This window comes from Granulicatella sp. HMSC30F09, from assembly GCF_001806915.1.
Lineage (GTDB): Bacteria > Bacillota > Bacilli > Lactobacillales > Aerococcaceae > Granulicatella > Granulicatella adiacens.
In genome coordinates, this window is record NZ_KV786412.1 from 84,497 (window position 1) to 97,255 (window position 12,759).

11 protein-coding genes are annotated in these 12,759 nt (G+C 38.0%); all 11 read left to right on the forward strand.

The genetic code is table 11. The features are described 5' to 3' along the window. Positions 1 to 103: 103 nt before the first annotated feature. The 11 genes from HMPREF3103_RS01950 to cls all read left to right on the forward strand — a co-directional run bounded on the left by HMPREF3103_RS01950 (position 104) and on the right by cls (position 12,421). A complete protein-coding gene (locus HMPREF3103_RS01950) occupies positions 104 to 1,273 on the forward strand; it encodes a metallophosphoesterase family protein (protein ID WP_049555811.1) in 1,170 nt (389 codons plus the stop codon). Beyond that, the gene (locus tag HMPREF3103_RS01955) at positions 1,273 to 3,702 is read left to right on the forward strand and encodes an ATP-binding protein (protein WP_049555810.1); all 2,430 of its coding nucleotides are present in this window, start codon (positions 1,273 to 1,275) and stop codon (positions 3,700 to 3,702) included. Before HMPREF3103_RS01950 ends, HMPREF3103_RS01955 begins: the two co-directional genes overlap by 1 nt. Before the next feature lie 18 nt (positions 3,703 to 3,720). Next, a complete protein-coding gene (locus HMPREF3103_RS01960) occupies positions 3,721 to 4,677 on the forward strand; it encodes a 3'-5' exoribonuclease YhaM family protein (protein ID WP_070437024.1) in 957 nt (318 codons plus the stop codon). Between the two features lie 88 nt (positions 4,678 to 4,765). Beyond that, a complete protein-coding gene (locus HMPREF3103_RS01965) occupies positions 4,766 to 5,290 on the forward strand; it encodes a hypothetical protein (RefSeq protein WP_070437025.1) in 525 nt (174 codons plus the stop codon). 117 nt (positions 5,291 to 5,407) lie between these two features. Continuing rightward, positions 5,408 to 5,956 (forward strand): GNAT family N-acetyltransferase, encoded by a 549-nt coding sequence (locus HMPREF3103_RS01970; RefSeq protein WP_070437026.1) that lies wholly within the window; start codon positions 5,408 to 5,410, stop codon positions 5,954 to 5,956. Positions 5,957 to 5,969: 13 nt separating this feature from the next. Next, complete coding sequence (locus tag HMPREF3103_RS01975; protein ID WP_070437027.1) at positions 5,970 to 6,416, forward strand: HIT family protein; 447 nt, start codon at positions 5,970 to 5,972, stop codon at positions 6,414 to 6,416. A 143-nt stretch (positions 6,417 to 6,559) separates the two neighbouring features. Further along, positions 6,560 to 7,927 (forward strand): FAD-dependent oxidoreductase, encoded by a 1,368-nt coding sequence (locus HMPREF3103_RS01980; RefSeq protein WP_070437028.1) that lies wholly within the window; start codon positions 6,560 to 6,562, stop codon positions 7,925 to 7,927. 8 nt (positions 7,928 to 7,935) lie between these two features. Further along, positions 7,936 to 8,352: an RrF2 family transcriptional regulator gene (locus tag HMPREF3103_RS01985; protein ID WP_070437029.1), complete on the forward strand. Its 417-nt coding sequence runs from the start codon at positions 7,936 to 7,938 to the stop codon at positions 8,350 to 8,352. 246 nt (positions 8,353 to 8,598) lie between these two features. After that, positions 8,599 to 10,272, forward strand: a complete 1,674-nt coding sequence (locus HMPREF3103_RS01990; RefSeq protein WP_049555804.1) for a ribonuclease J — start codon at positions 8,599 to 8,601, stop codon at positions 10,270 to 10,272. 20 nt (positions 10,273 to 10,292) lie between these two features. Then, the gene (locus HMPREF3103_RS01995; RefSeq protein ID WP_049555803.1) at positions 10,293 to 10,898 is read left to right on the forward strand and encodes an energy-coupled thiamine transporter ThiT; all 606 of its coding nucleotides are present in this window, start codon (positions 10,293 to 10,295) and stop codon (positions 10,896 to 10,898) included. A 62-nt stretch (positions 10,899 to 10,960) separates the two neighbouring features. Beyond that, positions 10,961 to 12,421 (forward strand): cardiolipin synthase, encoded by a 1,461-nt coding sequence (cls, locus tag HMPREF3103_RS02000; RefSeq protein WP_083278695.1) that lies wholly within the window; start codon positions 10,961 to 10,963, stop codon positions 12,419 to 12,421. Positions 12,422 to 12,759: the final 338 nt, after the last annotated feature.

The following is a 12,759-nucleotide window of genomic DNA, read 5'->3' on the forward strand; positions in this document are numbered from 1 at the left end:
AACGGTTTTAATAAGAATCGATCCAAAGCATATTTTCTTTGAACGCACAACAGACGGTTCAGGAAAATATGCTTTTTTTGAAGAAAAGAAAGGAGTAACTAGAATGGTCAAATTGATCCATGCATCAGATGTCCATCTGGGGATTACTTATGCAGGCATTGGAAAGAATCATCGTGAGATCGCAAGGGAGTTAAAACAGGCTGCCTTTGATGCTTTTGAAACAGTTGTAAATAAAGCCATTGAAGAAGAAGTGGATGCACTTGTTTTATCAGGAGATTTATTGGATAGCCAACGGACCTTTATCAAAGAAAAGTTGTTTCTTCAACAGCAACTAAATCGGCTGGCTCCTTTTGGGATTCCTGTTATTTTAGCGCTTGGCAATCATGATGCGGGGACTCCTTATGTGTCAGGAGACCACATTTATACTTTTGGAAGTACTGTTGAAACAATTGAACTAGAAACAAAAACGGGAGAACGGGTGGCCTTTAGTGGATTTAGTTATGATATTCCTGTTATCCCTGAACGAAAAGTACAAGAGTATCCTATCAAGAGCCCACACTGTGATGTTCATGTTGGGGTTTTACATGGTGAGGTGACTTCTTCCAGTGGGCGCTATGCTCCTTTTTCAATTCCTGAATTAAGAGTTAAAAACTATGATTACTGGGCGCTAGGGCATATTCATCATTGCCAAGAAGTATCACAGAATCCATGTGCTTGGTATAGTGGAACGACACAGGGAGCTGACCGATCTGAGAGTGGAGAAAAAGGAGCGTTTTTAGTCGAAATCACTTCAGGGCGGCCTCCACAGATTCACTTTATTGAGACGAGTACAATGGATTGGATGGACGTCACAATAAGGATTACAGAAAGTGCTCGTTTGGAAACTGTTCCTTATCTCATTGTAGAGGATCTTCCAAAAGTAGAAAAACGTAGCCTCGTTACAGTCTTTTTGCAAATACAAGAGTCGCTATTTACAAGAGAAGAGTTACAGCAAATCTCACAGGTAGTGAATTCTTTATTGGAAGAAAGAGGCTCACTTGTGAGTGTAATGAGTATTAGAGAACGAATGATAGAGCCTTTACGCGGCGTCTCTGGAATCTCTTTAGTAGGGGAGAAGGATTCTACGATTTTTTCTGAAATGGAGATTGCAAAGAGCGGGTTTGCCAATCAATGGATGAGGGAGTTTCTCCATCAAGAAGATGTCCAAGAAGAGATTCACGAACGTGCGATGCGTTTATTAGAAGCTCGCTTTTTAGGAAGGGAGGAAGGTTAATGTATATTTCAAAAATCGAAATCGATCATTTTGGAAAATGGGAACATGAGACGTTTACCTTCCATCCGAACTTACAAGTCGTTCAAGGGCTGAACGAATCTGGGAAGACGACCATTCGAAGATTTATCGAACAAATGCTCTTTGATTTTAAGCAAAAGAAGAATGGGGTGTATCCTTATCAGCCACTTCATACGAATACGCGGGGCGGGCGAATGTGGATTGAAGATGAAGGACTAGGGTCTCTCATCATTGAAAGAACTGCAGTAGGTTCTCAAAAGAAATTAGTATTAAAATCGGCCGAAACGGGTCAGGCGTTACCAGAGTCTATGCTGGAGCGCATCCTTCACGAATTAACATTGAGTGAGTACCATTCTCTTTTTGGATTTAATGAGGAGGAGTTACAACAAAACGTCTTTAGTAATGAAGAAGAAATGCATCGTTTCTTATATAGTCTCAGTGTCATGGGACATAAAGGGGCATATGAACAGAGTCAAAGTCTATTGAACGATGCGAATAAACTATACCGACCTCAAGCCAAAAAACTAGAACTCAATGAGCGAATCGATCGACTCGAGGACTTAACGAATCGTTTGTCGCAAACAAAAAGCGAGAATACACTCTATGAAGGATATCTTCATGCTATTAAAGGGCTCCAACAAGAAGAAGAGGAATTGACGACAAAACTTTCCAAGATTCAAAACAGAATAGATGCTTTAGAAGAAAAGCATACCTATTTTGATGCATTGGAAGAATACCGCGCAATTGAAGGACAGTACGAGTTACCAAAAGAATATGACCATTCTAAGGCGATAGAGGCGAATCATTGCTTACGTTCGTTTGAAAAAGAAATCGAACAGACAAAAGAAGAGTTAAAACGAACAGAAGACCAAGTTCAAACTCTAGGGGAAGCTACAGAAGACACAGAGCTTGAAGCACTTTATACAAAAGCTCAAAGTGTGGCTGCTATTGAAGAACGTACCTTTGAATTGGAACGTGAGTTGAAGACTCATCCTGGAAATATCGGTGTTCAAAGAGAAGGTGTTCAACCCTTTACAGAGGCCGAACTCGCCAAATTCGATGCAATGCAAAGGGAAAATCAATCTACTACATCGATGCGAACAGAAATACTCATAGGGCTGATTGGGATTATCGTGATGATTGTTGTTGGATTTTTAACCAATCAAGTGCTAGTGAGTGTGATCATTGCTAGCGGTCTTGGGGTTGCAGGAGCTTTCTTTTTACAAAAAAACGGACAAGTCATTTCTCCAAAGAGCAAAAAAGAGAATGAACGTGTTCAACAAATTCTCTTGGATAAAGGCATTGAGGTGACCTTAGAAGATGCCAAACGCTTTATTAGCCGAAACGAAGGACGTAATGTTAATGATTTCATACAAAAGAAGGCACAGTGGAATCAGTTGGAAGAAAGACTTTCAGCATTTAAAGAAGAAATTCAAGACTTCTGGAAAAATGAACAGATCACTGCACCGGCAACTGTCCAGCAACAACTAGGAATCATTCGTGAGGCATGGATGAATTCTCAAAAAAGAGAAGCTAAAATGGAACAACTCCAAGAAAGTATCCTGAAGAAAGAGCAACATTTAGCGCAATTAGAACAAGATGCAACAGAAGTAAGAGAGGAATTGCTAAATAGCTTGCGTCCTCTTGGCATTACAACGATAGAAGCCTTTAGAAGTCACCTGGCAACTCTGGACCATCGAGTAGCCTTGTCGCAAAAAAGAGCCTATATTGAAAAGCAAGTCGCTATTTTCTCGAGTGATGAAAAAGAAAGCTTGCAACGTGAAACGCTTGAAGAAGAACTTCAAGACGAGGTTTTCACGAAGGCGCAGTTGGAAAGTAGACGTAAAGAAGTCAGAGACCAACTAGTAAGTCTCCAAACAAAGGCGGAACTATTGGAAGAAGATGAGCAGGTAGAAGATCTTCAAATGGAAGCGGACTTTGAACGATTCGAAGCTCAGGAAGCGATGAAGGATTGGGCAACTCAAGTGTATGCTGCAAAATGGATCTTAAAGCAACTAGATGAAAAGGTTCCGACGAAAGTTCCATTGATTGTAGAGGAAGCGAGTCGTATTTTTAGCCGATTAACAAGGGGACAATATACGAAGATTCATTTGAGCGATACACAGGCGAAAGTACAGCAGCAAAATGGTCAGTGGATGGAAGCTTTCTATCTTTCAAAAGGGGCATTGGACCAATTGTATATTGCGATTCGATTTGCCTTTATTTTCCAATTAGCTAAGAAAATGAAAATTCCGGTTCTGATTGACGATGGATTCGTAAACTTTGATAGAGAACGGCTATCGATTATGATAGAATTAATGGAAGAGCTATCTCGTGTAACACAAGTATTTTACTTTACTACGGAAGTTCCTACAGAAATTTCAAAAGAGAACATTCTAAAGTTGAGCTAAAGAGAAAGAGGGTCAATTATGACAAAGAAATTGTATGAATATAATGTAGATGAGAGCTTTGAGATTTTCCTACTCATTAAATCTGCGGATGTACGAATGGCCAAAAATGGGAAACCTTTTATTGCTTTTACCTTCCAAGATCAGTCTGGTCAAATGGATGGGAAGTACTGGTCAGCAACCTCTGAAGATATTGAAAAATATGTTCCAGGAAAAGTGGTTCTTTTAAATGGAAAACGGGAACTATACAATAATTCTCCGCAAGTCAAAATTGTGAGTCTTCGTCTAACAGATGCGTCAAAAGGAGAGCCGACTTCTGCAAGCTACTTTGTTGAACACGCTCCGATGACCAAACATGAAATGGAAGAAGAATTTAATCAATTAATGTTTGAGATTACAAATCCGTATTTTAGAAGAATTGTCCATAATATTCTAGGGAAATATCAAGAAGCCTTTTTTGAATATCCGGCAGCTAAACGTCATCATCACGCCTTTGTAGGAGGGCTAAGTTACCATACATTATCCATGTTGCGTTTAGCTAAATCGATAGCAGGTCAATATCCTCAAATCAATCGTTCACTATTATTTGCGGGCGTTATTATTCATGATATCGGCAAAACCATGGAACTATCAGGGGCTATTGGAACAGAGTATACCTTGAAAGGGAACTTACTCGGGCATATCGTGATTATGGACGAAGAGATTACAAAAGCTTGCGAAGAACTAGGAATTGACGAAAATCAAGAAGAAGTTCTCTTGTTGAAACATTTAGTGTTAGCGCATCATGGAAAGTTAGAATACGGGTCTCCAGTTCGACCACAACTACTTGAAGCTGAGGTACTGCACCATATCGACTTATTAGATGCGACGATTACAATGATGTCGAATGCACTCGATAAGACAGAACCAGGAGCATTCTCAGAACGCGTATTTGGTTTAGATAACCGATCATTTTATAAACCATTATCCAATGAGTAAGAAAAAAATTCGATAGTATGCGTAAATAAAGAAGCAATCACTATCACTAGCAAAACTCCAACCGATATTCATTTAATCGAGGTGTGAAATGAAAATATTGGGTTCAAAAAAACTATTAAAATTGATTTTACAATTTGCGATAAGCCTTTTGTTATGCGGGCTATTATGGATTTTGTTTAGTTTTACTCGTCCAAAATATAATGATGATGCTTTGTTTTCTTATGAAATCATCAATCAATCAAATCAGAATATAGAAGAATTGATTATCGGTGAATATTCTGAGAACGACATTAACTCTCCGGAGGATCGAGTGTATTTAAAAAATCTAGCAGCTAATTCTAGAACAAAAGGAGCAGTAGACATTTCTAAATCAGAAAGAAGTGTTTCTCCGTTCTATTTAGATTATGTATATCAAGGAAAAAGAAAAACGTTGCTAAAAACGGTATCTGTTGAAACTAGGCCAAAAGGACTTCATATCACTATCACTATTAAGGATGTGGATAATGAAGGCTACATGACGGGGACTACCGAAATCAATTCATTTATTTTTGAAAAACGAGAATTTACCCCAGAAAGTATAAAAAGAGCAGAAAAAGCTAATAGTACACCATAAAAAATAGTTAGGGTAGAATTAAGAGGAATTAAGCTAATCTAAAGCTTAGTTCCTTTTTTATATTGAAGCGGTTGACTACCTATGCTACCATAAAAAGGAGAGCTAGGAGGAGTATCGATGAACCCAATAGGAACAAAAACAATTCACACAAAACGGTTAATCCTCAGACCATTTCAAGTGGAGGATGCACGAGAAATGTTTGAAAACTGGGCAAGTGATCCTGAAGTGACACATTATCTAACGTGGCTTCCTCACGAGTCTGTGGAAACAACTAAGGAGAGTCTGAAAAGATGGGTGGAAGGTTATCAAGATCCGCTACAGTTCAAGTGGGCAATTGTCTTGAATGACGAGGTCGTCGGTAATATTGATACCGTGCACGTAAAAGAAAAGATTGACGCTGTTGAGATTGGGTATGCACTCAGTCGCAAATGCTGGGGAAAAGGAATAATGACAGAGGCATTAATTGCAGTTAGTCGCTATTTATTAGAAGAGGCGGGATGTAACCGGGTTTGTGCCCGACATGATGTAAATAACCCAGCAAGTGGAAAAGTAATGCAAAAGGCTGGAATGGCTTATGAAGGAACGCTGAGACAATATGGTAAGAATAATCAAGGTATCTGTGATATGGCCTATTATTCAATCATTAAAGCAGATTTGTTTAAGTAGGAGGAAAAGATAGATGTGTCTGATTTGTGATCGGATTGAATTGATCAAACAAGGAAGAAATCCGCATTTTGTTAAAGAACTTGAAACAGGTTATGTAGTGATAGGGGATGGACAGTATTTTAAAGGGTACACCTTGTTCCTAGCCAAACAACATGTAACAGAATTGCATCAAATGGAACCAGAAGAAAAACTAAAATTTCTCGAAGAAATGAGTATTGTGCAAGAAGCTGTTGCAAAGGCATTTCATGCGGAAAAAATGAATATCGAATTACTGGGAAATGGAGATGCGCATGTTCATTGGCATCTATTTCCAAGAAAATCAGGGGATATGAAGGATTATGGTCATAATGGTCGAGGTCCAGTGTGGTGGGTTCCTTGGGACGAAATGTCATCTGAGGAGTATCAACCAAAAGGCGAAGCGTTAGAGCAATTAGTGACCCAATTAAAATCTTTTTTATAAACGTTTATGAGGAAGGCATCTACGCCATGTAGGTGCCTTTTAAATTTTTTTCAAAACTGTGAGCAGATTCTTTGGAAATTTTTGGAAAACAGTGTATACTTCAAAATGTAATAAAAATAATTACAATTAGAAAGGTGATTTATATGACAACTTCAGTGAAGAATATTATTATCGGATTCGGTAAAGCTGGAAAGACTTTAGCCGGTTATTTAGGAAGTCAAGGAGAAGAAACAATCCTTATTGAAAAATCAAAAGCAATGTACGGAGGTACTTGTATTAATGTTGGATGTATTCCAACTAAAAAATTAGCGACAAAAGCTGCTCGTAAACAATATTCAACAGAAGAAGCAAGTACTTATTATGCAAAGAGCGTTCAAGAGAAAAAGACTTTAATTTCTGCATTAAATCAAGCAAACTACAATAAAGTAGATTCTGTTGAAAAAACAACGATTATTGACGGAACAGCCCGTTTTGTGGATGACCATACTGTAGCTGTAGAGACTGCAGAAGGAGAAAAATTATTTAAAGCAGAACGTATTTTTATTAATACAGGTGCTACTCCATTTGTTCCACCAGTAGAAGGGTTAACGATTGGAGGAAATATTCATACTAGCGAAACAATTATGGATGTGGAAGAATATCCTGAGAGCCTAGTTATCATTGGTAGTGGATTTATTGGATTAGAGTTTGCGGCAACTTATGCTCAATTCGGGACAAAAGTGACCGTAGTGGATGTCTTTGATACATTCTTACCTCGTGAAGATGATGATGTATCTGCTGCTGTTAAAGAGCAATTGGAGTCATTAGGGATTTCCTTTAACTTAGGAATTCAATTAAAAAATGTTCACCAAGAAGATGGAAAAGTAATCATTCAAGCGGTAACGGGAGAAGGAACACCTTTAGCCTTTACTACAGATGCGGTTTTAGTAGCAACAGGACGTCGTGCAAATATTCAAGGATTAGATTTAGATAAAGCAGGATTGGCTGTAAGCGAACGTGGTACGATTCAAGTGAATGAATTCTTACAAACAAATGTCCCTCATATCTTTGCAATGGGTGATGTGAACGGTGGACCACAATTCACATTCGTATCATTAGATGATTTCCGTATCGTTAAACGTTTCTTAGCGGGAGATACAAGCTATTCAACGAAACAACGTGCGAAATTCCCTACAGCAACCTTCATTAACCCACCTTTAGCAAGCGTTGGTTTAAATGAAAAACAAGCAAAAGAAGCTGGTATCGAAGTGAAAGTTGCCAAACTCCCTGCAATGGCGATTCCAAAAGCTAAAATTATTGGAAACCAAGTCGGATTCTATAAAGTGTTAGTGGACGCTTCAAATAACCAAATCGTTGGTGCAACCTTATTTGCAGAAGAAGCACATGAAGTGATTAATATTATTGCAACTGCAATGAATGCAAACTTACCTTACACAGTTCTTCGCGATCAAATCTTTACACATCCAACAATGGCTGAAGCATTGAATGATGTATTCGCAATGATTCAATAGGTGATTTAATGGGGAATGACTTCATCGTAATGATTCATTGTCTAACCTATTTAGCGATTCATCATGATAATCGTTATTCCAGTAAAGAGCTGGCTTTTAACGCTTGTAGTAATCCGGCTATTGTCAGAAAGCTCATGAGTTTAGCTGTGAAAAAAGGATGGGTGAGTACAGCTGCTGGAAAACAGGGTGGATATCAATGGATTTCAGATCCCTCTACAATTAAATTAGGAGACATCTTTATACTCGTTTCTGAAGATGAGCGCCTAGAAAAAACGTTTAAAGACGCTTCAGACCCTTCTTGCCTAGTAAGTTCTCGAATGGGAAAAATTATGGGCAAACTACAAGAAGAACAAATCCAAGAACAAATTCGATTTTATAATCAAAAAACGATTCAAGATATGATTGACAAGGTACAAGAACAGTAAAAGGAAAGACCGAGAGTTTCTCGGTCTTTTTTGCTTTAACAAAGTAAGAAGCTTAGGACTTTTAAAAGGATTTTTTTCGAATCGAAGGAATGAATGAAAGAGTTCTAATGCACACTAAAAGAGCATCGTGGAAGGACTTTGAAATTCGCAATATGTCGACAATTATGGTATTCTAAAAGAGCATATATGGTGGTGAAGTCCGCCTAAAAGAAATAATTGTAAATAAAAGAAAATGAGAGGTAAATCATGAGTTCAATTAAAATCATCGCACTAGGTGGCGTGAGAGAAAACGGTAAAAGTCTTTATGCCGTTGAAGTTGAAGAAGACATCTTCGTGCTAGATTGCGGTTTAGTTTATCCGGAAGATGAATTACTAGGGATTGATGTTGTCATCCCAGACTTCAGTTATTTAGAAGAAAACAAAGAGAGAATTGCAGGGGTGTTTTTAACGCACGGGCATGCCGATGCGGTAGGAGCATTACCTTATTTCTTACAGAATATTGATGCACCCGTTTTTGGTTCGAAATTAACGATTGCATTAGCGAAATACTATGTTGAATCTTCGAAATTAGTGAAAGGATTTAATGACTACCACGAAGTTACTGAAAATACAGAAATTGACTTTGCAAGTGCTACGATTAAATTCTTTAAAACAACACATACGATTCCAGATTCATTGGCGATTGTGATTAAAACGAGCGAAGGAAATATCGTATATACAGGGGACTTCAAATTCGATCAAAGTGCTTCAGTGGAATATCAAACGAATTTTGGTCGTATTACAGATGTTGGGGAAGACTATGTTCTTGCTCTATTAAGTGATTCAAGCGATGCGGAAAGTCCTGTTGAAAATGTGAGTGACCGTAAAATTGCTGAAGCGATGTTAGAAACTTTCCTAAATGCGCAAGGTCGTATTGTGGTGGCTTGTGTAGCAAGTAATATTTTACGTATTCAACAAGTTATCAATGCAGCGTATGAATCTGGGCGCAAAATTTTCCTAACAGGGTCAGAACTTGAAGAAATTGTTAATATCGCATTGAGTCTGAATAAATTAACTGTTCCTGATAAAGAATTAATTATTTCTTTCAATCAAATGAAGAAATTACCAGATAATGAACTTGTTATTTTAGAAACTGGAAATGCAGGGGAGCCTATTAAAGCCCTTCAAAAGATGGCATTAGGACGTCATCGTCAGGTAAACTTGCACGAAGGAGATTTAGTGTATATTGCAACGACTCCTTCAGTTGCGATGGAAACTCAAATTGCTCGTACGAAGGATTTAATCTATCGTGCGGATGCTGAAGTGTTTGAAATGGCAAACAGTAAAAAAGCAAGTGGACATGCAACTCCTAATGATTTGAAATTAATGATTAACTTGTTGCAACCAACCTTCTTTATTCCAGTCCAAGGGGAGTACCGTAGTTTATTAGCGCATGCGGAATTAGCGAATGAATTAGGAATTCCATATAAGAACATCTTCATTCCTGGAAAAGGGGATGTCGTAGAAATTGAAAATGGCCAAATGAATGCTTCTGGTCAAGTTGCAGCAGGAAATGTATTGGTCGACGGAATCGGCGTGGGCGATATTGGAAATATCGTTCTAAAAGATCGAAAAATTCTATCAGAAGACGGTGTTTTTGTTGCCGTTGTGACGATTTCTAGAAGACTAGGTAAGATTTTGAGTGGTCCTCAAATTATTTCTCGTGGATTCGTATATATGAAAACCAGTGAGGAATTACTAACGGAAGCTCAAAAAATTGTGACAGATGTTGTTGAAGAAAACTTGGCAAGTGAAGATTTCGAATGGCCAAGATTAAAACAAGAGGTTCGTGACGCTCTTAGTCGTTATCTATTCGATAAAACGAAACGTCGCCCAGTCATTTTACCAATGATTATGGAAGCCTCTAACTATAAAAAATAACGATTTTGAAGGAGATTAGAATGAATTCAAAAGCAGTAAAAATCTTACTTGAAGTATTAGGAGCTGTTGTGGTTTCAGTAGCTCTATCCTATATCCCACAAGAAAGCCTACCTTTCTTTGTGGATTTAGCGATTCTTCCATTAATTTTTGTGTCTCTAAGACAAGGATTAATTTGGGGAACGATTGCGAGTGTCCTCTTTGGATTACTCCATGTATTCTTACATCCAACAGGAGCAGGATTCCTCGTTGTTTCTCTACATGATTCCTTCATGGCCTATGGTTTTGTAGGTCTTTCAGGATTCTTTGCTAGAAACACGGTTCGTACAGCGTTTAATGCGCGTACATCATCTACTACATTAAATGTTGTAACAGCAAGTTTAATTGCGACTATTGTAAGTTATGGATTCCATGTGATTGCTACAGGAATTGGAGCTCCAACAGTGTTTTCTGCAGAAAAAGTTAGTTTAGCTCAAGGTATTTTCGAATTTGGGACGAACTTTTTAGTGACGCTTGCTGTGACTTTACTCATCTTTGTAACACTTATTTACGTAAAAAGAGATGTTTATATTCCAAAAGGAACTCGTTTCTTGTCACGTAGAGAACAATCTCATTTATTAAACGATTAATTAAAAATAAAAAGACCTTGATTCGTCGTGGTCTTTTTTATTTAAAAAAGAAAGGAGAGCGTATGGAATTTATTAGTTCATTCCTTTACCTCATCATTCTTGCGAATACGATTGGGGCAGTCATCACAGTTTTTAGGGAGCCTAGAGAAATTGCGGCTACTTGGGGCTGGCTTATTGTGCTCATCATGCTGCCGATTATTGGATTTATCATCTACTTCTTTTTTGGAAGAAGAATTCGGAAAAAACGGATTTTTAATATGAAATCTCAAGAAACAGTTGGCCTTCAAGAATTGGTCGAACAGCAACAAAGAGATTTAGAAAGAACCAAAGAAAAAATAGGTGCTCCCAAGTTTCGTTTTAAAAATGAATATCAAGAAGATTTAGCTTCCTTCTTTTTAGAAACCGATGATGCCATTATTACAGAAAACAATGAAGTGACTCTGTACGTGTCAGGAGAAGATAAATTTGCTCAGTTAAAGGCAGATATTGAGCAGGCCCAACATCATATTCACCTCCAATATTATATTTTTAATGATGATACGATTGGGCATGAAATTATGGATCTTCTAATTGAAAAAGCACGAGAAGGAATTGAAGTGCTCGTCATTTATGACGCCCTAGGAGCTCGTACGACTAGACAAGGATTTTGGAAAAAACTGCATGATGCAGGAGGACATACGGTTGCCTTCTTTGGTTATTCGTTAGGCTTTATTAACTGGCGTATCAATTACCGAAACCACCGTAAAATTGTTGTGATTGATGGAAAAATCGGGTATGTTGGTGGGTTTAATATCGGAGATGAATATCTAGGAAAAGGAAAACTTGGGTACTGGAGAGATACGCACTTACGAATTGTGGGAGATGCGGTATATTCGCTACAATCACGATTTTTCATCGACTGGAATGCTGCCGTATATGAAGACAAACGAAGAGAGTTCATTCCTGAATATTTCCCTGTGGTAGAGTCAATGGGGCAAAATACGATTCAAGTCGTCTCAACAGGTCCAGATGCTAGTTTACAAAAGATTAAACTAGGACTTATTAAGATGATTTCCATGGCAAAAAAATCTGTGTGGATTCAAACCCCTTACTTCATTCCAGATGAAAGCGTTCAGGAAGCTTTATCGATTGCAGCCTTGTCTGGAGTGGATGTTCGCATTATGATTCCAAGTAAACCAGATCATCCAATTGTTTACCGGGCAACAGAATTTTATGCTTCTCAAATTATTCAATCCGGAGTAAAGGTCTATGTATACCAAAATGGATTTTTACATGCCAAAACAATGATTGTAGACGGCGAACTAGTGACAGTTGGAACTTCTAATTTTGATATGAGAAGTTTCCGATTGAATTTTGAAGTCAATGCGTTTATTTATAATGAAGAAGTCGCTAGACAAGTAGAAACAGACTTTCTAAAAGACTTACATAATTGTACAATTGCGACTAAAGACTATTTTGATAAACAATCCCGATGGAAAAAATTCAAACAAAAATTTGCACGCTTATTCGCCCCGATTTTATAAAAGGATACGAGAAAAAGCGTTTAGAAACGGAACACTGGACCGAAGCGACGTAAGGAACGTGAAACGTTCAGCGTACGGTTCGGGAAGTGGACGCCGTTTCTGCTTTTTCGAGTTCAACTCCAGGATACGAGACATCGCGCTCAGAAATGGACCGTTGGAAAATCCTTCACAGTGCGAAGGATTTGGGGGTAAACAGTGCTCTTTAAATAATAATCCATTCTAAAAAATGATATAAAACTCTGATTTAGCAGTATTATTTTTTCCATTAAAAGCTTTGCAATATCGAATAAAAAAGGAACTCACAGTGTTGATATGTACCCCCTTTACTGGACAAACCA